The 26,079-nt window shown below is 74.3% G+C and carries 22 protein-coding genes; 12 read left to right on the top strand and 10 right to left on the bottom strand.

What is annotated here, in order from left to right:
* Nucleotides 1–49 precede the first annotated feature (49 nt).
* Nucleotides 50–1,750: a proline--tRNA ligase gene (locus ACF1ED_RS30295; RefSeq protein ID WP_391765813.1), complete on the top strand. Its 1,701-nt coding sequence runs from the start codon at nt 50–52 to the stop codon at nt 1,748–1,750.
* A 73-nt stretch (nt 1,751–1,823) separates the two neighbouring features.
* Here ACF1ED_RS30295 and ACF1ED_RS30300 read toward each other — a convergent pair whose 3' ends face one another.
* Genes ACF1ED_RS30300 through ACF1ED_RS30315 form a run of 4 tightly spaced genes read right to left on the bottom strand, consistent with a single transcriptional unit; the run spans nt 1,824 to nt 4,700 of the window.
* A complete protein-coding gene (locus ACF1ED_RS30300; protein WP_391765815.1) occupies nt 1,824–2,702 on the bottom strand; it encodes a slipin family protein in 879 nt (292 codons plus the stop codon).
* 57 nt (nt 2,703–2,759) lie between these two features.
* Entirely contained in the window at nt 2,760–3,659 is a 900-nt protein-coding gene (locus tag ACF1ED_RS30305) for an aminoglycoside phosphotransferase family protein (RefSeq protein WP_391765816.1), read from the bottom strand.
* Between the two features lie 55 nt (nt 3,660–3,714).
* Nucleotides 3,715–4,131: a ferritin-like domain-containing protein gene (locus ACF1ED_RS30310; RefSeq protein WP_391765818.1), complete on the bottom strand. Its 417-nt coding sequence runs from the start codon at nt 4,129–4,131 to the stop codon at nt 3,715–3,717.
* Nucleotides 4,128–4,700 carry a hypothetical protein gene (locus ACF1ED_RS30315; RefSeq protein WP_391765820.1) on the bottom strand — a complete coding sequence of 191 codons (573 nt, stop codon included), beginning with the start codon at nt 4,698–4,700 and terminating at the stop codon, nt 4,128–4,130. Before ACF1ED_RS30315 ends, ACF1ED_RS30310 begins: the two co-directional genes overlap by 4 nt.
* 181 nt (nt 4,701–4,881) lie before the next feature.
* On the opposite strand from ACF1ED_RS30315, the gene rimP reads away from it, so the two are divergent.
* The 9 genes from rimP to ACF1ED_RS30360 all read left to right on the top strand — a co-directional run bounded on the left by rimP (nt 4,882) and on the right by ACF1ED_RS30360 (nt 16,452).
* Entirely contained in the window at nt 4,882–5,379 is a 498-nt protein-coding gene (gene rimP, locus ACF1ED_RS30320) for a ribosome maturation factor RimP (RefSeq protein ID WP_391765822.1), read from the top strand.
* A gap of 2 nt (nt 5,380–5,381) precedes the next feature.
* Nucleotides 5,382–6,377 (top strand): transcription termination factor NusA, encoded by a 996-nt coding sequence (gene nusA / locus ACF1ED_RS30325; protein WP_391765824.1) that lies wholly within the window; start codon nt 5,382–5,384, stop codon nt 6,375–6,377.
* A gap of 95 nt (nt 6,378–6,472) precedes the next feature.
* Nucleotides 6,473–6,763, top strand: coding sequence for a YlxR family protein (locus ACF1ED_RS30330; protein ID WP_391765826.1), 291 nt, complete (start codon nt 6,473–6,475; stop codon nt 6,761–6,763).
* A gap of 149 nt (nt 6,764–6,912) precedes the next feature.
* The gene (gene infB / locus ACF1ED_RS30335; protein ID WP_391765828.1) at nt 6,913–9,996 is read left to right on the top strand and encodes a translation initiation factor IF-2; all 3,084 of its coding nucleotides are present in this window, start codon (nt 6,913–6,915) and stop codon (nt 9,994–9,996) included.
* 138 nt (nt 9,997–10,134) lie between these two features.
* Nucleotides 10,135–10,428 (top strand): DUF503 domain-containing protein, encoded by a 294-nt coding sequence (locus tag ACF1ED_RS30340; RefSeq protein WP_031008504.1) that lies wholly within the window; start codon nt 10,135–10,137, stop codon nt 10,426–10,428.
* 27 nt (nt 10,429–10,455) lie between these two features.
* Nucleotides 10,456–10,896: a 30S ribosome-binding factor RbfA gene (rbfA, locus tag ACF1ED_RS30345; protein WP_043230195.1), complete on the top strand. Its 441-nt coding sequence runs from the start codon at nt 10,456–10,458 to the stop codon at nt 10,894–10,896.
* On the top strand, nt 10,893–11,792 hold the full coding sequence (gene truB, locus ACF1ED_RS30350; protein ID WP_391765831.1) for a tRNA pseudouridine(55) synthase TruB: 900 nt from the start codon (nt 10,893–10,895) through the stop codon (nt 11,790–11,792). Before rbfA ends, truB begins: the two co-directional genes overlap by 4 nt.
* A 191-nt stretch (nt 11,793–11,983) precedes the next feature.
* Nucleotides 11,984–15,442: a trypsin-like peptidase domain-containing protein gene (locus ACF1ED_RS30355; RefSeq protein ID WP_391765833.1), complete on the top strand. Its 3,459-nt coding sequence runs from the start codon at nt 11,984–11,986 to the stop codon at nt 15,440–15,442.
* Between the two features lie 50 nt (nt 15,443–15,492).
* Nucleotides 15,493–16,452: a bifunctional riboflavin kinase/FAD synthetase gene (locus ACF1ED_RS30360; protein ID WP_391765835.1), complete on the top strand. Its 960-nt coding sequence runs from the start codon at nt 15,493–15,495 to the stop codon at nt 16,450–16,452.
* Between the two features lie 3 nt (nt 16,453–16,455).
* Here the strand turns inward: ACF1ED_RS30360 and ACF1ED_RS30365 are convergent, their stop codons facing one another.
* Nucleotides 16,456–17,721: a cytochrome P450 gene (locus ACF1ED_RS30365; protein ID WP_391765837.1), complete on the bottom strand. Its 1,266-nt coding sequence runs from the start codon at nt 17,719–17,721 to the stop codon at nt 16,456–16,458.
* 190 nt (nt 17,722–17,911) lie between these two features.
* On the opposite strand from ACF1ED_RS30365, the gene ACF1ED_RS30370 reads away from it, so the two are divergent.
* A complete protein-coding gene (locus ACF1ED_RS30370; RefSeq protein ID WP_391765839.1) occupies nt 17,912–19,042 on the top strand; it encodes a type III polyketide synthase in 1,131 nt (376 codons plus the stop codon).
* Between the two features lie 200 nt (nt 19,043–19,242).
* Nucleotides 19,243–20,202: a hypothetical protein gene (locus ACF1ED_RS30375; protein WP_391765840.1), complete on the top strand. Its 960-nt coding sequence runs from the start codon at nt 19,243–19,245 to the stop codon at nt 20,200–20,202.
* A 78-nt stretch (nt 20,203–20,280) separates the two neighbouring features.
* Here the strand turns inward: ACF1ED_RS30375 and ACF1ED_RS30380 are convergent, their stop codons facing one another.
* The 5 genes from ACF1ED_RS30380 to ACF1ED_RS30400 are packed head-to-tail and all read right to left on the bottom strand — an operon-like array spanning nt 20,281 to nt 26,030.
* Nucleotides 20,281–21,273, bottom strand: a complete 993-nt coding sequence (locus tag ACF1ED_RS30380; protein ID WP_391765842.1) for an oligopeptide/dipeptide ABC transporter ATP-binding protein — start codon at nt 21,271–21,273, stop codon at nt 20,281–20,283.
* Nucleotides 21,270–22,238 carry an ABC transporter ATP-binding protein gene (locus tag ACF1ED_RS30385; RefSeq protein ID WP_391765844.1) on the bottom strand — a complete coding sequence of 323 codons (969 nt, stop codon included), beginning with the start codon at nt 22,236–22,238 and terminating at the stop codon, nt 21,270–21,272. The genes ACF1ED_RS30380 and ACF1ED_RS30385 overlap by 4 nt, the downstream gene beginning before the upstream one ends.
* Entirely contained in the window at nt 22,235–23,119 is an 885-nt protein-coding gene (locus tag ACF1ED_RS30390) for an ABC transporter permease (protein ID WP_391765846.1), read from the bottom strand. The genes ACF1ED_RS30385 and ACF1ED_RS30390 overlap by 4 nt, the downstream gene beginning before the upstream one ends.
* Nucleotides 23,116–24,177: an ABC transporter permease gene (locus ACF1ED_RS30395; RefSeq protein ID WP_391765848.1), complete on the bottom strand. Its 1,062-nt coding sequence runs from the start codon at nt 24,175–24,177 to the stop codon at nt 23,116–23,118. The genes ACF1ED_RS30390 and ACF1ED_RS30395 overlap by 4 nt, the downstream gene beginning before the upstream one ends.
* A 2-nt stretch (nt 24,178–24,179) precedes the next feature.
* Complete coding sequence (locus ACF1ED_RS30400; RefSeq protein ID WP_391765904.1) at nt 24,180–26,030, bottom strand: ABC transporter substrate-binding protein; 1,851 nt, start codon at nt 26,028–26,030, stop codon at nt 24,180–24,182.
* Nucleotides 26,031–26,079: the final 49 nt, after the last annotated feature.

Here is a 26,079-nt window from a genome sequence, read left to right on the forward strand (position 1 = left end):
GGCTAACCTCGGGGCCATCACTTTCAGTCCCGGCAGGAGTACGAGAACCATGGCCAACGCACCGGTCCAGCGCATGTCCCAGTTGATGGCGAAGACGCTGCGCGACGACCCGGCGGACGCCGAGGTCCTCTCCCACAAGCTCCTCGTGCGGGCCGGCTACGTCCGCCGCACCGCCGCCGGCATCTGGAGCTGGCTGCCCCTCGGCAAGAAGGTCCTCTCCAACGTCGAGCGGATCGTCCGCGAGGAGATGGACGCCGTCGGCGCCCAGGAGGTCTCCCTCCCCGCCCTGCTGCCCCGCGAGCCCTACGAGGCCACCGGCCGCTGGGACGAGTACGGCGCCGAGCTCTTCCGCCTCCAGGACCGCAAGGGCGGCGACTACCTCCTCGGCCCCACCCACGAGGAGATCTTCACCCTCCTCGTGAAGGACCAGTGCTCGTCCTACAAGGACCTGCCGGTCATCCTGTACCAGATCCAGACCAAGTTCCGCGACGAGGCCCGCCCCCGCGCCGGCATCCTGCGCGGCCGCGAGTTCCTCATGAAGGACTCCTACTCCTTCGACACCGAGGACGAGGGCCTGAACCGGTCCTACGGCGTCCACCGCCAGGCCTACCAGCGGATCTTCGAGCGCCTCGGCCTCGACTACCGCATCTGCGCCGCCACCGCCGGCGCCATGGGCGGCTCCAAGTCCGAGGAGTTCCTCGCCCCGGCCGAGGCCGGCGAGGACACCTTCGCCGACTGCCCGAACTGCGACTTCGCCGCCAACACCGAAGCCGTGTACCAGGAGGTCAAGGCCGTCGACGGCTCGGCGGTCCCGGCCCTGGAGGCCATCCCGACCCCCGACACCCCCACCATCGAGACCCTCGCCGCCCACCTCGGCGTCCCGGCCTCCGACACCCTCAAGAACCTCCTGGTGAAGGTCGACGGCGAGATCGTCGCCGTCGGCGTCCCCGGCGACCGCGAGGTCGACATGGACAAGGTCGAGGCCCACTTCGCCCCGGCCGCCGTCGAGCTCGTCACCGAGACCGACTTCGCCGGCCGCCCCGACCTCGTCCGCGGCTACGTCGGCCCCCAGGGCCTGGAGAAGGTGCGCTACATCGCCGACCCGCGCGTCGCCCCCGGCACCGCCTGGATCACCGGCGCCAACGAGGAGGGCACGCACGCGAAGAACGTCGTCGCGGGCCGCGACTTCGAGGTCGAGGAGTACGTCGACGTCGTCGTCGTCCAGGAGGGCGACCCGTGCCCGAAGTGCGGCACCGGCCTCAAGCTGGACCGCGCGATCGAGATCGGCCACATCTTCCAGCTCGGCCGCAAGTACGCCGACGCCCTGAAGCTCGACGTGCTCGGCCAGAACGGCAAGCCGGTCCGCGTGACGATGGGCTCCTACGGCATCGGCGTCTCGCGCGCCGTCGCCGCGCTCGCCGAGCAGACCGCCGACGACAAGGGCCTGTGCTGGCCGGCCGAGGTCGCGCCCGCCGACGTCCACGTCGTCGCCGCCGGCAAGGCCCTCCAGACCGAGCTGGCCCTGGAGGTCTCCGACAAGCTGTCCGCCGCGGGCCTCCGGGTCCTCGTCGACGACCGCGCCGGCGTCTCCCCGGGCGTCAAGTTCACCGACGCGGAGCTGATCGGCGTCCCCAAGATCCTCGTCGCCGGCCGCCGCGCCGCCGAGGGCGTCGTGGAGCTGAAGGACCGCCGCACGGGCGAGCGCGAGGAGCTGACGGTCGAGGAGGCCCTCGCCGCCCTGACGGCGTGACCCTCCCCGCACCCGCCGGTGCCGTCCCGCGCTCCCGGGCGGGACGGCACCGGCTTTCGGGCGGGGCCCGGCGTCAGGACGACGACGGGTCGACCGAAGGGCCGGTGAGGTCCTCGATAGGGGGCAGGGGCGCCGGGGGAGGCGCGGGAGGCCCGGTAGGGGCCTGCGGCGCCGGTTCGGCCCGGGGCGCCTCGGGCGTGGCGCGCTCCAGGAAGCGCAGCAGCTCGACCGGGATCGGCAGGACCAGGGTCGAGTTCTTCTCGGCGGCCACCGCCATCACCGTCTGGAGCAGCCGCAGCTGCAGCGCCGCCGGGGCGTCGGCCATCTGGTGCGCCGCCTCCGTCAGCTTCTTCGACGCCTGCAGCTCCGCGTCCGCGTTGATCAGCCGCGCCCGCCGCTCCCGGTCCGCCTCGGCCTGCCGGGCCATCGACCGCTTCATGGTCTCGGGCAGCGACACGTCCTTGATCTCGACCCGGTCGATCTGCACGCCCCACCCGATCGCGGGGGAGTCCAGCATCAGCTCCAGTCCCTGGTTGAGCTTCTCCCGGTTGGACAGCAGGTCGTCGAGGTCGCTCTTGCCGATGATCGACCGCAGCGAGGTCTGCGCCATCTGCGAGACCGCGAACTTGTAGTCCTCGACCCGCACCAGCGCCTCCGCCGCGTCCACCACCCGGAAGTAGACGACGGCGTCGACCCGTACCGTCACGTTGTCCCGGGTGATGCCCTCCTGCGCGGGCACCGGCATCGTGACGATCTGCATGTTCACCTTGTGGAGCCGGTCCACCGCCGGAAGGATCATGGTGAAGCCGGGCGGACGGACCTCGCCCCGCAGCCGGCCGAAGCGGAAGACGACGCCCCGCTCGTACTGCTTCACCACGCGGGCCGCCGCACCCACGTAGACCGCGGTCGCCGCCGCCGCTCCCGCGACGGCCAGGAGGAGTTCTTCGATCATCACGGCCCCCTGAGGAAGGGATACAAAAAGGATATTCCCCTCAGGTGGGCCGCGGACTCACAGCCAGCTCGCGAACTCCAGCAGCCACTCGGCCTCCTGCCGCCGCCCGCCGGTCAGCGCCCGGGTGCCGGACTCGACGGTCCGGAAGAGCGTCCAGCCGCGCAGCCGCTCCCGGTCGACGTCGAGCGAGTCGGCCAGCCTGTTGACCCGCCGCCGGGCCGCCGGGGCACCGGCCGAGGAGGCGACCAGGTCCTCGACCCGTTCCCGCACCAGCCGCGCGAGGTCGTAGGCGCGCTCGCCGACCAGCGGGTCGGGCCCGACGGCCAGCCAGGGCGCGCGGTCGCCGCCGAGCACCTTGCCCTGCCGGAAGTCCCCGTGCAGCAGCAGCTCCTCGGCGGACCCGGCGAGCAGCTCCTCGCGGGCGGCGAGCGCGGCGGCGGCGAGCTCCCCGGCGGTGGGGTCGGCCCGGTAGCGCTCCATCGCGGACGCCTGGCGGGCGGTGCGCTCCGGCACGGTCTCGAAGGCGTGTCCGGCGGGCGGCTCCACCCACAGCTTCCGGGCGATCCCGGCCGCCTCCAGGAGCGCCTTGGCCTCCGGCAGCGAGCGCAGGGACACCTCCGGGTGCAGCCGTTCGAGGACGAGGGCGCCCTCCGGGGCCTCGGCGCGGAGCCGGACCGCGCCCCAGCCGTTCCAGTGCGCGAGCGCGTCCCGCTCCAGCTCCGGCCGAGTGAACGGCGGCGCGACCTTCAGCGCGGCGGGCTCGCCGTCCGAGTCCCGGACGAGCAGGACCAGGCTCCCGCGCCCGCCGGGGGCCACCACCCGCTCGACGGTCAGCCCGGCCTCCTCGGGCACCCGCTCGGCCAGGCCGGGCAGCCGCCCGAGCCACTCGGCCGCGACGGCGTCGCCGTACTTCTCGTGGAGCGCCGTCACCAGTCGCCGGGGCGCTTCGAAACCCATGTGTGCCGTGTTCCTTCTCCTCGGGCGGGGTGATCAGAACAGGTGGGGGCCGGGCTCACACCCGCTCGGCGAGCCCAGGAAAGGTTACGTCGCTGCCGCGCCACCGCACCGCGCGGACCGCCGCCTCCCGGAGCGCCACGGCCGCCTCCCGGCGCAGGGCCCCGTCGCCGGCCCGCACCAGGTCGGAGTAGACCCCGGCCACCCGGTCCTCCAGGACCGCGGCCAGCCGGACCGCGCCGGCCGGGTCCGCCACCCGGAACGGCAGCTCGTACGCGGCGGCCGCGGCGACCGGGGTGCCGCCGAGGTCGCGGACGGTGCGGCGCAGCGCGTCCCGGCGGGCCCGGTGCGCCTGGTACGCGGCGGTCGCCTCGGCCCGGCGGCCCTCGGCGACCCGGCCGCCGACGACGCCGTAGCCGTACACGGCGGCGTGCTCGGCGGCGAGGGCGGCCTGGGCGGCCTTCAGGGCGCTCATGCGCGGGCCCCTTCGGTGAGGAGGTAGGCGTGGGCGGCGCCGGCGGCGGCCACGGAGGCGAGCAGCCGGGCGTACTCGGGCGGGGCGGCGAGCAGCTCGGCCGCGTGCGCGTCGGACGCGGTCCGCGCGGCCCCGGCCAGCGCCCGCAGCGCGGCCTTCGGGTCGGACGGCACGGCCGGTCCGGCGGGACCCGTGCCCGGGGTGGCCGCGGCCGGAGTGCCCGAGGCGGCGCCCGGGGTCGGCACGGGGGCCGGAGCCGGCCGCGCGCCCTCGCCGAGGGCGCGCACATGGGCCGCGGCGGAGGCGCGCAGGGGGGCCACGCGCGCGCGGAGCGCGGGATGCGCGGCCAGGGTGGCGTCGTAACGTTCCAGCAGGGTCCGGGAGGCGGTCACCGCGCGGTGGCGGAGGGCCGCCTCGGCGCGCGCCACCCGTTCGGCCTCGCGGGCCGCCGCCGCCTCCGCGGCGCTCGGGCGGCGCGGGCCCCCGTCGTCGGAGGTGCACCCGGTCAGCGCCGCCGCGGCGGCCGAGGCCCCCGCCACGAGCAGGGCGCGTCTGCCCGTCGTCGTCACGCTCTCTCCCTCAGCATTCCGGACCCCTCCCGGCCGCCCGTCGAAGATCACCGCAGGCGAGCGTACCCGCGGGAGCCCCGGCGGTGGACGGCAACACCCTCCCGGACCGGATACCCTTGATCCGACACGCAGGGATTTGCGACGTACCCACAACAGCACACGCGGCCGAGGAGTCACCCGGATGAGCACCACCCAGAGCGACAGGCTGCGCGGACTCATTGAGCCGCTCGTCCGCGCGGAGGACCTGGATCTGGAGGAGATCGAGGTGTCCCGGGCCGGCCGCCGCGGACTGCTGAGGATCGTCGTCGACTCGGACGAGGGCGTCGAGCTGGACGCCTGTGCCGAGCTGAGCCGTGCCATCTCCGCCAAGCTGGACGAGACCGACGCCATGGGCGACGGCGAGTACGTCCTGGAGGTCAGCTCCCCGGGTGCCGACCGTCCGCTCTCCGAGCACCGCCACTACGTCCGGGCGACCGGCCGGCTGGTGAAGCTCCAGCTCGCCGAGGGCGGGGAGCTGGTCACCCGCGTCCTGGCCGTGGACGAGGACGGCATCGACACCGAGGTGCCGGGGCTGAAGGGCCGCAAGGCCACCGCCCGCCGCGTGGAGTTCGCCGAGATCGCCAAGGCGCGTGTCGAGATCGAGTTCAACCGCAAGGACAAGAAGGAAGAGGAGGCGTAGCCGTGGACATCGACGTGAAGCTCCTGAAGGGCTTGGCACAGGAGAAGGAAATCTCCTTCGAGATGCTGGTCGAGGCGATCGAGTCGGCCCTCCTCATCGCGTACCACCGCACCCCGTCCCCCCACCGCCACGCGCGCGTGGAGCTGGACCGGCACACCGGGCACGTGACGGTGTGGGCCGAGGAGGACCCGGCCGACCTGGAGGAGGGGCAGGAGCCCAAGGAGTTCGACGACACCCCGTCGGACTTCGGCCGCATCGCGGCGAGCACCGCCCGCCAGGTCATCCAGCAGCGGCTGCGCGACGCCGAGAACGACGTGACCTTCGGCGAGTACGCCCGCCGCGAGGGCGATGTCGTCGCCGGCGTGGTGCAGCAGGGCAAGGACCCGAAGAACGTCCTGGTCAAGCTGGACGACAAGCTGGAGGCCATCCTTCCGGTGCAGGAGCAGGTGCCGGGCGAGGAGTACACGCACGGTCTGCGGCTGCGCACCTACGTGGTCCGCGTGGCCAAGGGCGTCCGCGGTCCGTCCGTCACCCTCTCGCGCACCCACCCCAACCTGGTGAAGAAGCTCTTCGCGCTGGAGGTGCCGGAGATCGCCGACGGTTCCGTCGAGATCTCCGCCATCGCGCGCGAGGCGGGTCACCGCACCAAGATCGCGGTCCGTTCCACCCGTTCGGGCCTGAACGCCAAGGGCGCCTGCATCGGGCCCATGGGCAGCCGTGTCCGGAACGTGATGGCGGAGCTGCTCGGCGAGAAGATCGACATCGTCGACTGGTCGGACGACCCGGCCGAGATGGTGGCGAACGCGCTCTCCCCGGCCCGGGTGTCCAGGGTCGAGGTCGTCGACGCCGCCGCCCGGTCCGCCCGGGTGACGGTCCCCGACTACCAGCTCTCGCTGGCCATCGGCAAGGAGGGGCAGAACGCCCGCCTGGCCGCGCGGCTCACCGGCTGGCGCATCGACATCCGGCCGGACACCGAGGTTCCGGGCGAGGAGCGCTGAGCGGCTCGGCCACAAGGCTGAGATCGTTTTTGGCCAACAGCTGTTCGATTTTTGCCCCAAACGGGTGAGGTCGGTACGGGGAGGTAGACTTAACTGTGTCTGGCCGGACGCATGCCCGCGCGTGCCCTGAGCGAACCTGTGTGGGATGCCGGGAGCGAGCGGCCAAGAGCGATCTGCTGCGGATCGTGGTGATCAAGGACGAGTGCGTCCCCGATCATCGCGGTACGCTGCCCGGCCGGGGTGCGTACGTGCACCCCGCCTCGCACTGTCTCGACCTGTCGGTCCGCCGCCGGGCGTTCCCGAGGGCCTTCAGGGTCCCGGGACCGCTCGACACGGCGGTGCTGCGGGAGTACGTCGAGCAGGCCGCGCAGGCGGCACCGCAGTGAACAGGAAGTACGGCACGGAACACCGTGCGGTCAGGTACCTCGCGAGTCGGAAGTAGGTCGAGATTGCGATGAGCACTCGATGAGTACGCGATGAGTACGCCCATGAAGTAGCGACGGTCCGGCGGTAACCGGACCTATAAAGGAGCGATGTGGCTAAGGTCCGGGTATACGAACTCGCCAAGGAGTTCGGAGTAGAGAGCAAGGTCGTCATGGCCAAGCTCCAGGAACTCGGTGAATTCGTCCGTTCGGCGTCCTCGACGATCGAGGCGCCGGTCGTGCGCAAGTTGACTGACGCTTTGCAGGGTCCCGGCGGTTCCGCCGGCAAGACCGCTGCCAAGCCCGGCGCGCCCCGCAAGGCGGCGCCCTCCCCCAAGCCGGCCGCGCCGGCGCCCTCGGCGCCCGCTGCCGCGCGTCCCGCCGCCCCGAAGCCTGGCGCGCCCACCCCGGCGCCCAAGCCCGCGGCGGCCGAGAAGCCCGTGACGCCGGCCCCCTCGGGCTCGCGTCCGACCCCGGGCCCGAGGCCCGCGGCTCCCGCGCCGAAGCCGGCGCCGGCCGCCCCGGCTCCGACCAACCCGGAGTTCACCGCGCCGCCGGCCGCTCCGGCGACCCCGGCCGCCGGTCAGCGTCCCGGTGGTGCCCCGTCCGGGCAGCGCCCGGCCGCCGGTGCCCGTCCGGGCCAGTCCGGCCCGCGTCCGGGTGGCCAGCAGGCCCCCCGTCCCGGCCAGCAGGCCCCGCGTCCGGGCGCCCCGCGTCCGGCCGGCCCGCGTCCGGGCAACAACCCCTTCACCTCCGGCGGCTCCACCGGCATGGCGCGTCCGCAGACGCCCCGTCCCGGTGGCGGTGCCCCGCGTCCCGGCGGCCCCGGTGCCGTTCCGGGCGCCCCGCGTCCGCAGGGCGGCCCCGGCGGCGCCCCGCGCCCGCAGGGCCAGGGCGGCGCCCGTCCGACCCCCGGTGGCATGCCCCGTCCGCAGGCTCCCCGTCCCGGCGGCGCCCCCGGCGGTAACCGTCCGAACCCGGGCATGATGCCGCAGCGTCCCGCTGCCGGCCCGCGTCCCGGCCCCGGCGGTCGTGGCCCCGGTGGCCCCGGCGGTCGTCCGGGCGGTCCCGGCGGTGGCGGCGGCGGTCGTCCCGGCTTCGCCGGTCGTCCGGCCGGTCCCGGTGGTGGCGGCGGCGGCTTCGCCGGCCGTCCCGGCGGTCCCGGTGGTGGCGGCGGCGGTCGTCCGGGTGGTCCCGGCGGCGGTGGCGGCTTCGGCGGCCGTCCCGGCGGCTTCGGCGGCCGTCCCGGCGGCCCGGGTGGCCGTGGTGGCACGCAGGGCGCCTTCGGCCGTCCCGGCGGTCCCGCGCGTCGCGGTCGCAAGTCGAAGCGGCAGAGGCGCCAGGAGTACGAGGCCATGCAGGCCCCGTCCGTGGGCGGCGTGATGCTGCCCCGCGGCAACGGCGACACCATTCGCCTGTCGCGCGGCGCGTCCCTCACCGACTTCGCCGAGAAGATCGGCGCCAACCCGGCGTCGCTCGTCGCGGTGATGATGAACCTCGGTGAGATGGTCACGGCCACGCAGTCCGTCTCCGACGACACGCTGACGATGCTCGGCGAGGAGATGAACTACACCGTTCAGATCGTCTCGCCGGAGGAGGAGGACCGCGAGCTCCTCGAGTCCTTCGACATCGAGTTCGGCGAGGACGAGGGCGGCGAAGAGGCCCTGGTCTCCCGTCCGCCGGTCGTCACCGTCATGGGTCACGTCGACCACGGTAAGACCCGGCTCCTCGACGCGATCCGCAAGACGAACGTCGTCGCGGGCGAGGCCGGTGGCATCACCCAGCACATCGGTGCCTACCAGGTCGGTACCGAGGTCAACGGCGAAGAGCGTCGCATCACCTTCATCGACACCCCGGGTCACGAGGCGTTCACCGCCATGCGTGCCCGTGGTGCGAAGTCGACCGACATCGCGATCCTCGTGGTCGCGGCCAACGACGGCGTCATGCCGCAGACGATCGAGGCGCTCAACCACGCCAAGGCCGCCGGCGTCCCGATCGTCGTCGCGGTCAACAAGATCGACGTCGAGGGCGCGGACCCGGTCAAGGTCCGCGGTCAGCTGACCGAGTTCGGTCTGGTGGCCGAGGAGTACGGCGGCGACACGATGTTCGTCGACATCTCCGCCAAGCAGGGTCTGCACATCGACTCCCTGCTGGAGGCCGTGATCCTCACCGCCGACGCCTCGCTCGACCTGCGGGCCAACCCGAACCAGGACGCGCAGGGCATCGCCATCGAGTCGCACCTCGACCGCGGTCGCGGCGCCGTCTCGACGGTCCTGGTCCAGCGCGGAACGCTGCGCATCGGCGACACCGTGGTGGTCGGCGACGCGTACGGCCGCGTCCGGGCGATGCTCGACGACAAGGGCAACAACGTGGAGGAGGCGGCCCCGTCGACTCCCGTCCTGGTGCTCGGTCTCACCAACGTGCCGGGTGCCGGCGACAACCTCCTGGTGGTCGACGAGGACCGTACGGCGCGTCAGATCGCCGAGAAGCGCGCCGCGCGTGAGCGCAACGCCGCCTTCGCCAAGCGCGTCCGCCGGGTGTCCCTCGAGGACCTCGACAAGGTGCTCAAGGCCGGTCTCGTCCAGGAACTCAACCTCATCATCAAGGGCGACGCGTCCGGTGCGGTCGAGGCCCTGGAGGCCTCGCTGCTCCAGCTCGACGTCGGCGAAGAGGTCGACATCCGCGTCCTGCACCGCGGTGTGGGTGCGGTCACCGAGTCGGACATCGACCTGGCCATGGGCTCCGACGCCATCGTCATCGGCTACAACGTCCGTGCGGCCGGCCGTGCCGCGCAGATGGCGGAGCGCGAGGGCGTCGACGTCCGGTACTACTCGGTCATCTACCAGGCGATCGAGGAGATCGAGGCGGCGCTCAAGGGCCTCCTCAAGCCGGAGTACGAAGAGGTCGAGCTCGGCACGGCGGAGATCCGCGAGGTCTTCCGCTCGTCCAAGCTGGGCAACATCGCCGGTGTCCTCATCCGCTCGGGCGAGGTCAAGCGCAACACCAAGGCGCGACTCCTCCGCGACGGCAAGGTCATCGCCGAGGACCTCACCATCCACGGTCTGCGCCGCTTCAAGGACGACGTCACCGAGATTCGTGAAGGCTTCGAGGGCGGTATCAACCTCGGAAACTACAACGACATCAAGATCGACGACGTCATCGCGACGTACGAGATGCGCGAGAAGCCGCGCGCGTAACACGCGGTGAAATGCCGGGGCCGGTCGGCGGGAGATATTCCGTCGATCGGCCCCGGCCGTTCCGTGTACGGTTTCGGTGTCCCCGCCCAATGGCCGGCGGGGCCACTGACCCCGAACCGGCGGGACATCCGGACACACATGTATGTGGGGACCCTGTCCTTCGACCTGCTCCTCGGCGACGTCCATTCGCTCAAGGAGAAACGCTCCCTCGTGAAGCCGATCGTCGCCGAGCTCCAGCGGAAGTTCTCCGTGAGCGTGGCGGAGGTGAGCGGCCAGAACCTCCACCGGCGGGCCGAGATCGGCGTCGCGATGGTGTCGGGGGACCTCGGACACCTCAACGGCGTCCTGGACCGGTGCGAGCGGCTGGTGGCCGCCCGGCCCGAGGTGGAGCTGCTGTCGGTGCGCCGCAGGCTCCACACTGATGAAGACTGATCGCAAGGCAAAGAAGGAGACGGACCAGTGGCCGACAACGCGCGGGCGAAGAAGCTGGCGGACCTCATCCGGGAGGTGGTCGCCGAGAAGCTGCAGCGCGGCATCAAGGACCCGCGCCTGGGTACGCACGTGACCATCACGGACACCCGCGTCACCGGTGACCTGCGGGAGGCCACGGTCTTCTACACGGTCTACGGCGACGACGAGGACCGGGCGAGCGCCGCGGCCGGCCTGGAGAGCGCCAAGGGCATCCTCCGTTCGGCCGTGGGCCGGGCGGCGGGGACCAAGTTCACCCCCACCCTGGCCTTCGTGGCCGACGCCCTCCCGGAGAACGCCCGGACCATCGAGGACCTCCTCGACAAGGCGCGGGCCTCCGACGCCCAGGTGCGGGAGGCGTCCTCGGGCGCCGCCTTCGCGGGCGAAGCGGACCCCTACAAGAAGCCGGGCGAGGACGACACCGCCGAATGAGCGACAAGATCCAGGCCCCCGACGGCCTTGTCATCGTGGACAAGCCGTCGGGCTTCACCTCGCACGACGTCGTCGCCAAGATGCGCGGGATCGCGAAGACCCGCCGCGTCGGCCACGCCGGCACGCTCGACCCCATGGCCACGGGCGTCCTCGTCCTCGGCGTGGAGCGGGCCACCAAGCTCCTCGGTCACCTCGCGCTGACCGAGAAGGAGTACCTGGGCACCATCCGCCTGGGCCAGACCACAATCACCGACGACGCCGAGGGCGAGATCACGGCGTCGGTCGACGCGTCGAAGGTCACCCGCGAGCAGATCGACGCGGGGGTCGCGGAGCTGACCGGCGCCATCATGCAGGTGCCGTCGAAGGTCTCCGCGATCAAGATCGACGGCAAGCGGTCCTACGCGCGCGTGCGCGGCGGCGAGGAGTTCGAGATCCCGGCCCGGCCGGTGACCGTCTCCTCCTTCCGGGTGTACGACGTGCGCGAGGCGACGGCCGAGGACGGCACCGCCGTCGTCGACCTGGTCGTCTCGGTGGTCTGCTCCTCCGGTACGTACATCCGGGCGCTGGCCCGGGACCTCGGCGCCGGACTCGGCGTCGGCGGGCACCTCACCGCGCTCCGGCGCACCCGGGTCGGCCCGTACAAGCTGGACAGCGCCCGGACCCTCGACCAGCTCCAGGAGGAGCTGACCGTGATGCCGGTCGCCGAGGCCGCGGAGGCGGCGTTCCCGCGCTGGGACGTCGACGAGAAGCGGGCCCGGCTGCTGCTCAACGGCGTGCGCCTGGAGATGCCGGCCTACCCCAAGGGGGCGGTCGCGGTCTTCGGGCCGGACGGGAAGCTGCTCGCCCTGGTGGAGGACCAGCGGGGCAAGGCGAAGAGCCTGGCCGTCTTCGGCTGAGGCCTTCGCGGCCGAGCCGTCTCCGGCCGGACCGCCGGACGGAGCGAAAGGGCGGGTGCGCGCGGCGCGCCCGCCCTTTCGCGTTTCTTCACCCCATCGGGGAAGCGCTCGGAGTGAACCGGGGGAGTGCGAGGGGGCGCCTTCGCCGTTCGGCACGCTCCGGTGACCGGCGCCGACCTACCCTCCACACCATGGGACGCGGGGACCTGGCGGAGCCGGTGGGGCTGGTGCGCATCTGCGATCTGGCGGGCCGGCCGCGCGGCACCGGATTCCTCGCCGACCACGAGGGCACCCTCGTCACCAGCCACGAGGCCGTCGACGGGCTGACGCGCGTCGTCCTGCACGCCCCCGGCGAGCGGACCTGGCTCGCCGAGGCCGGGGCGATCACGCCCCTCCCCGAGCAGGGGCTCGCCCTGATCCGCACCGAGGGCCTCGGCGTCCCCCCGCTGCCCCTCGCCACCCGCGCCGCCGTCGCCCCCGGCACCTACGTCCGGGTCGACGCGCACGGCTGGCGCGAGGCCCGCGTCCTCGGCCCCGCCACCGTCACGTACACCGCCACCGACCGCTTCCACGTCCTCGCCGACGCCCTCGAACTCGCCATCGGCACCCAGGGCGCGGAAGCGCTGCGGCTCGGCGGCCCGGCCGCCGGCGGACCCGTCCTCGACCGCGTCACCGGCACCGTCCTCGGCGTCGTCGGCACCGCCCTCCAGGGCGACCCGCGCGCCGCCGGACACGCCGTCCCGATCCGTCCGGACGGCCCCCTCGGCGAGCTCCTGCGCCGCAACGCCGCCACCCTCCCCGCGTACGGCCCCGACCTCAACCTCGCCGCCCTCCTCGAACTCACCGCCCCCACCGCCCTCCCGCCCGGCGAGCCGTCCCCCTGGCCCGCCCCCGTCGCCCGCCCGGCCGCCCTGCGCACCCTGAGCGGCTTCGCCGCCGGCGAAGGGGACGTCCCCGTCCTCGCCGTCGTCGGCGAGCCCGGCAGCGGGCGCACCACCCTGCTCGGCGCGGTCTGCGAGGAGCGGGCCCGGGGCGCCGCGCCCGCGCCGACCGTCCGGCTGCGCGGCGCCGACCTGCGGGAGGACGACGCGTCGCTCGCCGAGGCCGTCGGGCGGATCCTGCACCAGGCCGCGCGGATCGCCGCCGCCTCCGGGGAGGCGGGCGACCCCGTGACCGCCGAGCGGGCCGCCGCGCTCGCCCGGGAGGCCGGACGGCCGCTCCTCGTCGTGCTCGACGGCCCCGAGGAGACGCCCCCGCCGCTCGCCCGCCGGCTCGCCGGCTGGACCGGCGCCACCGAGCGCTGGCTGCGCGCCCACGGCGTCCGCCTCGCCCTCGCCTGCCGCCCCGAGCACGCCGAGCGGACGGCGGCCCTGTGGAGCGCCCCGCCCGCCGTCCTGCCGCTCGGCGACCTCAGCGAGGCCGAGGCCGGGGCGGTGCGCCGGGGGTACGGCCTCCGGGCCGAGGACCTCGACCCGGCGGACGCCCGGCACCCGCTCGCCCTGCGGCTGCTCGCCGAGGTGCGGGCCGCGCTGCCCGGCGAGGTGCCGGGCCGCCCCGGCCGGGCCGAGATCTTCACCGCCCACCTGGACCTGATGTGCCTGCGGATCGCCGTGCGGATCGCCGCGGGCACCCGCCCCCTGCCCGGCGGCTCCGCCGTCCGCCGGCTCGCAGCCCGGGTCACCGGCCAGGTCCACGAGGCCGCCCGGCGCTGCCTCGGCCCCGGCCACGGCCTCCTCGACCGGACCTCCTTCGAGGAGCTCTTCCCGTGGCGGGACGGCTGGGCCTCCGCCGTCCTCACCGAGGGCCTGCTCGTCCCGGCCGGAGCCGGCTACCGCTTCGCCCACGAGGAGCTGGCCGACTGGCTCCAGGCCGCCCACCTGGACCTCGACACCGCCCTGCACGCCCTCGTCCACCGCTGGACCGCGGACGCCCCGCCGGACGACCCGGAGCCGTCCGGACGGCCGCCCGCGGCCGCGGACGCGGACGCGGACCCCGGGCCGGACGCGAACCCCGATCCCGGTCCGGACCCGGACGCGACGGCCCCGGACCCGGACGCGGCGGGCTTCGAGGAGGACCCCCGGGTGCCCCGCCACCGGATCGGGACCGTCCTCCAGGCCCTTCTGCTGGCGCACCGGGAGGGCGGACCCGCCGCCCTCGCGCCCCGCCTCACCCGGCTCGTCGACGCACTGGCGCGCTGCGGGGACGACACGCCCGAGGACGCGGTGTGGTGGGGGAGCGGGCTGCTCGCCCGGACCCTGGCCGGCGTCGGCGACCCGCGGCCCTACCTGGCCGTGCTGCGCCGGCTCGCCGACCGGATGGGGGCGGGCCCCGGCCCGACGGGGGGCTTCGCCGCCTTCGGACCGGACTGGTGGCGGGAACTCGCCGTCGGCGAGGACGAGCGGTTCGACCTCCTCCGCCGCCTGGTCACCTCCGACCCGCCCGCCACCGCGGGACCGGCCCCCTTCCTCGCCGTCGTCGAGGAACTGCTGGCCGCCGAGCCCCGGGGCACCCAGCCGCTGCTCTGCCGCTGGTTCACCGACGGCCGGACGCTGCGCTCGCGGCCGTACACCACCGTCGCCCGCCTCGCCCAGGAGCTGCTGCACGCCCACCGGGGGGCCGCCGCCGACGACCTCTGCGAGGCGCTGGTCGCCACCGCGCACCCGCTCGCCGAGGGGCTGCTCGGCGCGCTAGCCGACGACGAGCCGGCGGCACTCTGCCGGGCGGTGGACCGCTGGGCGCACGACGACGGACGGCCGGAGCGCCGGGTCGCCGCCGCCGTCCACGGCACCCTGCTCGCCGCCCGCGGGCCCGACGGCCAGGACCGCGAGCTGCTGCGGTACGCCGCGTGCGCGCTGCTCGCCCGGGCCGACGACCGGAGGCTGCACGGCGCCGCCCTCGGCATCCTCCTGCGCGACCCGCAGACCAGGGGCCCGTACCTGACCCGCGCCCTCGCCGACCCCCGGGTGCCGGCCGACGCGCTCGCCGGGGCGCTGGCCCACGACCCGGAGGCCGTCCTCGACGCGCTCCGGGAGCGGCTGGACGAGGGCCGGGACCCGGCCGGCGTGCTGCGGGCCCTCGCCGCCGTCGACACGCCCGCGCTCACCCGCCGCATCGCCGCCCTCGTCCGGGAGTACGTGGCCCGCCACCCCGAGGGCGCCGACCACGCCGCCGCCTACGCCGACCTGCGGTTCGAGGAGGGGCCGACCGCGCGCGCCGTGCTCTTCCCGCTGGTCGTCGGACTGATCCACGGCCGGCCCCCTGCCGTCCGGCGCGCCCTCGCGCCGGTCCTCGCCGCCCCCGGCACCGGCGCCTCCCGCCACCTGCGGGCCGAACTCCTCGACGTCCTCCTCGACCACGAGACCTACGCGGCCGGGCCGGGCGACCTCGCCGTGGCGGACGCGCTGCTGACCGCCGCCGCCGAGGGCGCCGCCCGCCGCTCGCTCCCGCGCAACCGCGCCCTGCTCACCCGTACCGCCGCCCTCTACGCCCGCGACCCCGGCGGCGCGGCCCGCCGCGACCGGCTGCTCGCCGTCCTCGCCGCCGACCACCCGGCCTTCGCCGCGCTGCTCACGGAGACCGTGCCCGCGCCGCGCGCACCCGGCACTGTCCATGCCGATGCGAACCGACGGGCGCGGGCATGGCAGTCTTAGACCTGCGTAATGGGCGCACAGGGCGAACAGGCGGACGAGGAGCGGTCACAGTGCAGCGCTGGCGTGGCTTGGAGGACATCCCCCAGGACTGGGGGCGCAGCGTCGTCACCATCGGCTCCTACGACGGTGTGCACCGCGGGCACCAGCTGATCATCGGGCGGGCCGTGGAGCGCGCCCGCGAGCTCGGCGTCCCCACCGTCGTGGTCACCTTCGACCCGCACCCCTCCGAGGTGGTGCGCCCCGGCAGCCACCCGCCGCTGCTCGCCCCGCACCACCGGCGCGCCGAGCTGATGGCCGAACTGGGCGTGGACGCGGTCCTCGTCCTGCCGTTCACCGCCGAGTTCTCGCAGCTGTCGCCGGCCGACTTCATCGTCAAGGTGCTCGTCGACAAGCTGCACGCCCGGGCCGTCATCGAGGGCCCCAACTTCCGCTTCGGCCACCGCGCCGCGGGCAACGTCGCCTTCCTCACCGAGCTGGGCGCCACCTACGACTACGAGGTCGAGGTGATCGACCTGTACGTGAGCGGCACCGCCGGCGGCGGACAGCCCTTCTCCTCCACCCTCACCCGCCGGCTGGTCGCCGAGGGCGACATGACGGGCGCCGCCGAGATCCTCGGCCGGCCGCACCGCGTCGAGGGCATCGTCGTGCGCGGCGCGCAGCGCGGCCGCGAACTGGGCTTCCCCACGGCCAACGTGGAGACCCTGCCGCACACCGCGATCCCCGCCGACGGCGTCTACGCCGGCTGGCTGACCGCGGACGGCGAGCGGATGCCGGCGGCGATCTCCGTCGGCACCAACCCGCAGTTCGACGGCACCGAACGGACCGTGGAGGCGTACGCGATCGACCGCGAGGGCCTCGACCTGTACGGCCTCCACGTCACCGTCGACTTCCTCGCCTACGTGCGCGGCATGCTCAAGTTCGACACCCTCGACGACCTGCTGGTGGCGATGGCCGCCGACGTCGACAAGTGCCGGGCGCTGACGGCCGAGTACGACACCGCGGGGCAGTGACCGTCACCAGGTGACGTACAGCTCCCGCGGGCCGCGGATCAGGCCCCTGGACTGGAAGACCACGTCCTCGGGCCGTCCCGCGAGCCGCAGGTCCGGGTAGCGGGCCAGCAGCGTCGCGAGCATCACCTCGGACTCCATCCGGGTCAGCATCGCGCCCATGCAGTGGTGCGGCCCGTGGCCGAAGGAGAGGTGCCCGGTGCCGGTCCGGTCGAAGTCGAGGACGTCCGGGTCCGGGAAGACCTCCGGGTCCCGGTTGGCCGTCAGGTAGGAGGCGTACACCGCCTCGCCCGCCCGGATCACCACCCCGCCGACCTCGACGTCCTCGGTCGCGATCCGGGGCAGGCCCACGCCGTTGCGGTGCGGGATCCAGCGCAGCAGCTCGTCCACCGCCTGCGGCAGCAGCTCCGGCTCCGCCCGCAGCCGGGCCAGCAGGTCCGGCCGGGTGAGCAGCACGTAGACCATGTTGGCGCTGTTGTTGCGGACCGCGTGGGCGCCGCTGATCAGGACCGCCATGGCGAGCGAGACCGCCTCGTCCGCGCCGAGCCTGCCCTCCGCCAGCGCCTCGGCCAGCTCCCCGGCCAGATCGTCCCGGGGCTCGGCCATGCGGCGGTCGAGCAGCCGGGTGACATAGCCGTGGATCTGCGCCTTGGCGGCGCGGCTGCTCTCCGGGCCGGGGCCCGAGGAGAGGATCAGGTCCGGCCAGGAGGCCAGCTCGGCCCGGTCCTCCTCGGGGATGCCAAGCAGGTCGCAGACGACCGCCATCGGCAGCGGCCCGTGCAGGTGCGCCATCAGGTCGGCGGGCCGGCCCGCCGCCTCCATCGCGTCCAGGAGCCGGTCGCAGGACGCCTGGGCGAGGGGCCGCAGGCGCTGCGTCCCCCGGCCGGTGAAGGTCTTGGTCACCGCCTTGCGCAGCCGGGTGTGGTACGGCGGGTCGGCGTAGTTCAGGGCCGCCTTCGAGGCCACCATGTGGCCGGTCATCGTGGTGACCTGGCGGTCGAGCAGGGCCGTCCGGCTGAACCGCGGGTCGGAGGTGACGGCCCGCACGTCGGCGTACCGGGTCACCAGCCACGCCTCGTTCTCCGCGGCGAACGGCAGGCTGATCCGGGCGACCGGCTCCTTCGCCAGCAGATCGGCCAGGAGCGGGTCGAAGTCGAGGGCGGGCAGGTCGTCCACGGCCCAGGTGCGGGCGGGGCCGGCCGGCGCGCCCGTCACCGGGCAGGCGCCGTCCCCCGGCGACGGGGGCTCGGAGGTCAGGGGTTCGGAGGTCATGCGGTGGCTGTTCCCGGCGGAGGAGGGGCGCGACACGCCGGGACGGCGACAGCCCCTCGTACGGCGGAACCCGGCCCCCGCCGCACCGTCACGCTCCGTGGGCGCGCTCTCGCCCTCGCGGTTGCGGGCTCCCGGTCACCGGGTGAGTGTGGGCGGCAGTTCACACGATCGAGACGAAGGAGCGAGTGTCGTGGTGACCCTGTGCAAGCCCGCCGTGTCCGTACCGGAGCACGTGATCACGATGGAGGAGACGCTCGACCTCGCCCGGACGCACCATGCCGGCCATCCCCAACTGCCCCTGGCGCTGCGCCTGATCGGCAACACGGGGGTCGCCAAGCGGCACATCGTGCAACCCATCGAGAAGACCCTGGAACACCCCGGCTTCCAGGAACGCAACGAGCTGTACGAGGCCGAGGCGAAGGCCAGGGTGCCCGCCGTCGTCGAGGAGGCCCTCGGTCACGCCGGGCTGCGCGCGGCGGACATCGACATGATCGTCTACGTGTCGTGCACGGGCTTCATGATGCCCTCGCTCACCGCGTGGATGATCAACACCATGGGCTTCCCCAGCCACACCCGGCAGCTGCCCATCGCCCAGCTCGGCTGCGCGGCCGGCGGCGCCGCGATCAACCGGGCGCACGACTTCTGCACCGCCTACCCGGACGCCAACGTCCTCATCGTGGCCTGCGAGTTCTGCTCGCTCTGCTACCAGCCCACCGACCTCGGCGTCGGCTCGCTGCTCTCCAACGGCCTCTTCGGCGACGCCGTCGCCGCCGCCGTGGTCCGCGGCCGGGGCGGCACCGGCATCGCGCTGGAGCGCAACCACTCCCACCTGGTGCCCGACACCGAGGACTGGATCGCCTACAGCGTCCGCGAGACCGGCTTCCACTTCCTGCTCGACAAGCGGGTGCCCACCACGATGGAGCCGCTGGCGCCCGCGCTCCGCGAGGTCGCCGGCGCGCACGGCTGGGACGCGGGGGAGCTCGACTTCTACATCATCCACGCGGGCGGGCCGCGGATCCTCGACGACCTCAGCCGCTTCCTCGAAGTGCCCCCGGACGCCTTCCGGTTCAGCCGGGCGACGCTCACGGAGTACGGCAACATCGCCAGCGCCGTCGTCCTCGACGCGGTCCGGCGGCTCTTCGACGAGGGCGGAGCGCCGGAGGGCGCCCGCGGCATCCTCGCCGGCTTCGGCCCCGGCATCACCGCCGAGATGTGCCTGGGCCGCTGGACCACCGCCGTCCACCCGGCGGAACCGCCGCTGGGCGCCCGCCGGATCGTCGGCTACTCGCCGCGCTTCCAGCCGGCCCGCACCAAGGCCTGAGCGCGGAGCCGCCCCGCCCGGCCGAGGTCTGGGCGGGGAGTCTCCGCCCGGGCCGAGGTCTGGGCGGAGCCTGCGCCCGCGCCCAGGTCCGGGCGCCGGGCCTCCCGCCCGTTCCGCCCCCGCGTCCGTCCCCCGTCCGTTCCGCCCTCCCCGCCCGGTGCGCCGGGCGGGGCCCGCCCCGTACCGCCAAGGAGAGTCGTATGCCCCCCACACCGCCCTCCCGCCGCCGCCGCGGCCCCGCGGCGCTCGCCGCGCTGCTCGCCGGAGCGGCCGCCGCCTCGTTCGCCGGGGCGCCCGCCCAGGCCGCGGCCCCCGGCGGGGCCCGGGTGCCGATGCACCAGTGCTGGGTCAACGGCGTGTCCGCCCCGCCGGGAGAGGTGGTCAGCGGCACCCCGGACGACGACCACATCTTCTGCGACAGCGACCTGGAGAACGTCACCGTCTGGGGCGGCGGCGGCAACGACATGATCGAGGTGCGCGGACTGGTCATCGACTCGGCCGTCATGGGCGGCGACGGCGACGACGTCATCCGCGCCAAGCACCTGGTGCCGCAGAACGCCTCCAGCATGGTCCGGGGCAACCGCGGCAACGACGTCATCAAGGTCGCCACCGTCTCCGGCGAGGGCGCCGAGCACGGGGCCGTCGTGCACGGCGACGACGGCGACGACAGGATCACCACCGGCTCGGTGAGCGGCGCCCCCGGCAAGTACAACCGGGGCGGCGGGATCGTCACCGGCAACGACGGCGCCGACACCATCAAGGTCGGCACCGTCGACTTCTCCGGCCGGGTGCTCGGCGGCAGCGAGAACGACACCATCGAGGCCGCCGCCCTCGGCCCCGAGTCCGGCGGCCTCATCCAGGCGGGCCCCGGGGACGACACGATCAGCGGAACCGGCGGCGCGGTCCTCACGGTCGGCCCGCACTGGGGCTCGGTCGACGCGGGCGTCGGGAAGGACACCTGCACCCTGAAGTCGGTCTCGACCCGCACCTCGATCAGCGCCTGCGAGATCCTGCCGAAGGCCGCCCCGGCGAAGCCCGCCGGCGCGAAGCCGCCGGGTGCCGGGCCGACGGGTGCGAAGCCCGCCGCTCCGGTGGCCCCGGCCGCCCCCGCGGACCAGGCCGCCGCGGCCGCTCCCGCCGCCGTGAAGCCCGCGGGCTGAGCCGCACCCCCCGCACCACCGCCCGGCGACCCGCCGCCCCCCCGGGGTCGCCGGGCGGTTCCCCGTACGGCCCCGGCCTCAGCCGTCGTCCCGGGTCACCGCCCAGTGGCAGGCCACTCCCCGCTCCCCGCCGCCCGCGCGCAGGACCGGCAGCGGCTCCGTCCGGCACCGGTCGGCGACCTGCTCCGCCTCGCCCGAGGCCAGCACGTGGCAGCGGGCGTGGAAGCGGCAGCCGGACGGGATCCGCGCCGGGTCGGGCGGTTCGCCGGCCAGCACCACCGGGGGCGTCTGCGACTCGGGGAGCACCGACAGGAGCGCCCGGGTGTACGGATGGCGGGGCGCCGTCAGCACCGACTCCACCGGGCCCGTCTCCACCACCCGCCCCAGGTACATCACCGCCACCCGGTCCGCGATGTTCCAGGCGAGGCCCAGGTCGTGCGTCACCACCAGGGCGGAGAGCCCGAGCTCGTCGCGCAGCCGGAGCAGCAGGGCCAGGATCTCGCCGCGCACCGACGCGTCCAGGGAGGCCACCGGCTCGTCCGCGACGATGAGTTCGGGCTCCAGGGCGAGCGCCCCCGCGATCACGACCCGCTGGCGCTGGCCGCCGGACAGCTCGTGGGGGTAGCGCAGGAAGAACCGCTCGGGCGGCCGCAGCCCGGCCCTGGCCAGCGCCTCCGCGACCGCCGCGCGCTCGTCCGCCCCGCTCCGGTGGACCCGGTGGATCCGCAGCCCCTCGGCGACCGCGTCGTACACGGTGTGCCGGGGGTTGAGGGAGCCGCTGGGGTCCTGGAGGACCAGCTGGGCGCGCCGGCGGTACGCCTTGAGCGCCCCGGAGGTGTACGCGAGGGGTTCCCCGGCGAAGGAGACCGCGCCGGCCCCCGGCCGCACCAGGCCGAGCAGGGTCCGCGCCAGGGTCGTCTTGCCGCAGCCGGACTCGCCGACCAGGGCCACGATCTCGCCCGCGCCGATCTCCAGGTCCACCCCGTCGACGGCCCGGGCGGGCGGTGCGCCCCGCCGGCCGGGGAAGGTGACCTGCACGCCGCTCGCGGCGAGCAGCGGTCGGCTCGTCATCCGCTCTCCCTTCCCACGTGGACGCAGGCGGCCCGGCGCCCGGCGCCCGCCACCCGCAGTTCCTGGTCGTCCGAGGCGCACTCCGCCACCGCCACCGGGCAGCGGGGGTGGAAGGAGCAGCCGTCCGGCAGCGCCGCCGGGTCCGGCGGGTCGCCGGGCAGGCCTCGCGGCGCCCGCCGCGAGGCCGGGTCCCCGATCCGGGGGAAGGCCGAGGACAGCGCCCGCCCGTAGGGGTGGACGGCCGAGCGGTACACCTCGCCGGCCGGGCCCTCCTCGACGATCCGGCCCGCGTACATGACGGCGAGCCGGTCGCAGGTGTCGGCGAGGACGGCCAGGTCGTGGCTGATCATCATCAGCCCGATGGACTCCTCGGCGACGAGCCGCTCGATCAGCCGCAGGATCTGCGCCTGGATCATCACGTCGAGCGCGGTGGTCGGCTCGTCGGCGACGATCAGGCGCGGCTCGCAGGCGAGCGCCATCGCGATCATCACCCGCTGGCGCTGCCCGCCGGAGAGCTCGTGCGGATAGCCGGCGGCCCGGGAGGCCGGGAGGCCGACCTGTTCGAGGAGGGCGGCGACCCGCTCGCGGGCCTTCGCCGGGGTGGCCCGCCTGTGCACCAGGAGCGGTTCGGCGATCTGGTCGCCGATCCGGCGCACCGCGTTCAGCGAGTGCATCGCGCCCTGGAAGACGATCGAGGCGCCCGCCCAGCGGACCGCCCGCAGCCGCCCCCACTTCATGGCGAGGACGTCCTCCCCGTCGAGGAGGATCTCCCCGTCCAGCCGGGCGGTCGCGGGCAGCAGCCGCAGCAGCGCGAGCGCCAGCGTCGACTTGCCGCAGCCGGACTCGCCGGCCACCCCCAGCTTCGACCCGGCCTCCAGACGGAGGTCGACCCCGCGCACGGCGGGCACGGCCCCGGCCCCCGAGCCGTACGTGACCCGCAGGTCCCTGATCTCCAGGAGGCTCACCGCCCCACCCCCAGCCTCGGGTTGAGCACGGACTCGACGGCCCGGCCGCAGAGCGTGAAGGCGAGTGCGACCAGCGCGATCGCGATCCCGGGCGGGGCGAGGTACCACCAGTGCCCGGAGGAGACCGCGCCCGCCTCCCGGGCGTCCTGGAGCATGCCGCCCCACGACACCACGGTCGGGTCGCCGAGCCCCAGGAAGGCCAGGGTGGCCTCGGTGAGGATCGCCGTCGAGATGCCGAGCGTGGTCTGCGCGAGGACCAGCGGCATCACGTTCGGCAGCACGTGCCGGGCCATGACGTGCCGGTGGCCGCCGCCGAGCGCGGTGGCCCGCTCGATGTACGGGCGGGACTCGACGGCGATCGTCTGGGCCCGCACCAGCCGCGCGGTCGTCGGCCACGAGGTGACGCCGATGGCGAGCACCACTGTCCACATCGACCGGGACAGCACGGTCGCCAGCACGATCGCCAGGACCAGCGCCGGCATCACCAGGAACCAGTCGGTGATCCGCATGACGACGGTGGAGAGCCAGCCGCCGTAGTGGCCGGCGAGGATGCCGACGAGGGTGCCGATCGCGACCGACAGCGTCGCCGCCAGCAGCCCCACGAGCAGCGAGATCCGGGCGCCCCAGACCAGCAGTCCGAGCAGCGGGCGACCGAACTGGTCGGTGCCGAGCGGGAATTCAGCGCTCGGCGCCTCCAGGGCCGTACCGGGCGCGTTCGTCACCGACTGCACGTCGGCGCCGACGGTCCACGGGGCGGTGAGCGCGAGCAGGGCGATCAGGGCGAGCCCGGCGAGCCCGTACAGGCCCCCCCGGTGGCTCCGGTACGCCTTCCAGAAGCGCGCCGCGGAGCCCTTGCGGCGCTCCCATGCGAGAGAGGTCATCGGCCCACCCGGGGGTCGAGCAGCGGATAGAGCAGGTCGGCGAGGAGGTTCATCAGGATCATCGCTCCGGCGAAGACGACGAACAGGCCCTGGACGAGCGGCAGGTCGGGCACGCTGAGCGCCTGGTAGAAGAGGCCCCCGAGGCCCGGCCAGGAGAAGACCGTCTCGACCAGGATGGAACCGGCCGCCACGTGGCCCAGGTTGATGAAGACCATGGTGACGGTCGGCAGCAGCGTGTTCGGCACCGCGTGCCGGCGCCGCACGTCGTCGTCCTTGAGGCCCTTCGCCCGGGCCGTCGTCAGGTAGTCGCCGCCCATCTCGTCGAGGAGCGAGGACCGCATCACCAGGAGCGTCTGGGCGTAGCCGACCGCGACCAGCGTCACCACCGGCAGGACGAGGTGGTGGGCGACGTCGAGGACGTACGCGAAGCCGGTCTCCCCGGCGCCCGACTCCATGCCGCCGGTCGGGAAGAGGCCCGGGACCGGGCCCGTGCCCACCGAGAAGACGATGATGAGCAGCAGCCCGAGCCAGAACGACGGCACCGACCACAGGGTGAGCGCGAGGCCGGTGTTCACCCGGTCGCCGAGGCCGCCGTGCCGCCACGCCGAGCGGGTGCCGAGCCACAGTCCGAGGGCCGAGTAGAGCACCACGGCGACCCCGGTGAGCAGCAGCGTCGCCGGGAGCTTCGCCGCGATCAGCTCGCCGACCGGGGCGCGGAACTGGAAGGAGGTGCCGAGGTCGCCGGTGAGCGCCTTGGCGCAGTAGTCGGTGAACTGCTGCCACAGCGGCAGGTCGAGGCCGAACTGGCTTCGCAGGGTGGCCAGTTGCTCGGCCGAGGTGGGGACGCCGTGGGTCATCGCCTTCACCGGGTCACCGGGGATGATCCGGAAGAGGAAGAAGCTGGTGACCAGCACGGCGAGGAGGGAGACGAGCGCGCCGCCCAGCTTCCCCGCCGCGTGGCGGAGATAGCCGGAGGCGACGCCGGTGCGGGACGCACCGTCCGTGGCGCGGGCCTCCTCGGCCCGCGCCACGCCGGCGGGGGTGCTTGCCGTCGTCATCGCTACTCGCGGTCGTCGGCGGTGGCGCGCCGGCGCATCCGGAAGAGCACGAGCCCGCCGGCGACGACGACCACGGCCGCCCCGACGCCGATCAGGAGCCCGGTCGAGGAGGAGCCGGAGCCGTCGCCGGAGCCGGACGCGGAGGCCGCGGGGACGGCGGACCACCAGCTCCAGTAGCCGTCCTGCCCCCACAGGTTCCCGGCCGCCTCGGGCATGGTGGTGATGGAAGCGATCTGGTCGGTGCGGTACGCCTCCAGGGCGTTCGGGTAGGCCATGACGTTCATGTACCCCGTGTCGTACAGCCGGGACTGCATCCGCTTGACCAGCTCCGCCCGCTTGGCGGTGTCGTACTCCACCGCCTGCTGGGCGTAGAGGGCGTCGAACTCCTCGTCGCAGATGAAGTTGTCGGTGGCGCCGGTGTCCTTCGGGGTGGCCGGGAGGGTGCCGCAGGTGTGGATGGACAGGACGTAGTCCGGGTCGGGGTTGACGGACCAGCCGTCGAAGGCGAGGTCGTAGTCGCCCTTGGCCCAGGGGTCGGAGACGCTGTCCAGGCACTCGACGGTCAGGCCGATGCCGAGGGCGCCCCACCACTCCTGGAGGTACTTGCCGACCGCCTTGTCGTTGGGGTCGGTGGCGTGGCAGAGGATCCGGAAGACGAGCGGCTTGCCGTCCTTGCCGAGCCGCTTGCCCTCGCCGTTCTTCCGGTAGCCGGCGTCGTCGAGGGCCTTCGCGGCGGCGGCCGGGTCGTAGCCGCGCTTCTGGGCGCCCCCGGGCTTCCAGAAGTACGAGCCGAAGCGGGGCGGGATGTACCCCTCGCCCTCGACGGCGTGCCCCTGGAAGACCTTGTCGACGAGGGTGGCGCGGTCGACGGAGAGGAAGAGCGCCTTGCGCACGGCCGGGTCGAGGAGGGCCGGGTGGCCGTTGCCGAAGGTCTTGCCGTCCTGGGCGCGGGCGCCGGGGTTGGTGGCGAGCGCGTAGAAGCGGCGCCCGGGGGCGTCGTTGACCTTGATGTCCTTCTGCGTCTTCAGCGCCGCGGCCTGGGCGGGCGTCAGGTTCGGGACGAAGGAGACCTCGCCCTTCTGGAGGGCGGCGACGGCCGCGTCCCCGTCCTTGTAGTACTTGAAGACCAGCTCGTCGAACTTGGGGGCGCCCCGCCAGAACTTCTTGTTCGGCTTGAGCTTGACGTACTGGTCGACCTTGAAGTCGGTGATGACGAAGGGGCCGTTGCCGACGATCGGGAACTGCTGGTCGTTGTTGAACTTCGAGAAGTCGCCGACCTTCTCCCACACGTGCTTCGGCACGATCGGCACGTCCAGCGCGGTCATCGTCGCCTGCGGCTTCTTCAGCTTGATGACGAGGGTGCGTGGGTCGGGGGCGGTGACCTTCTCGAAGTTGGCCGTGAAGCTGCCGTTGGCGGTGGCCGCGTTCGGGTCGGTCATCATCTTGTTGAAGGTCCAGGCCGCGTCCTCGGCGGTGGCCGGCTTGCCGTCGGACCAGGTGGAGTCCTCGCGGATCCTGTACGTCCACGTCAGCTTGTCCGCCGAGGCGGACCACTCGGTCGCGAAGGCCGGGACGGTCCTGGCGTCCTTCGCGTCGTAGTTGGTGAGGTACTCGTAGGCCAGCCGGTGGATGCTGGTCGAGGTGAGCTTCTGCGCCAGGAACGGGCTGAGCGAGTCGATGCTCTGCGAGACGGCCACCGTGAGCGTCGTACCGCCGGACTTCTCGTCCTCGGCGGCGGCGGTGGTGGCGGGAAGGGCCGCGAGCGAGGCGGTGGTGAGACCGGCGGCGAGCAGCAGACGGGCGGCCCGGCGAGGCCGGCGGGGGAGTGGGCGGGAGGGGACCTTCGTGACCATGACCATGGGACGTGACCTCGCGTCGGGGCTGTCGTGGAGTCGTGGATCT

This window comes from Streptomyces sp. NPDC014656, assembly GCF_043084305.1.
GTDB lineage: Bacteria > Actinomycetota > Actinomycetes > Streptomycetales > Streptomycetaceae > Streptomyces.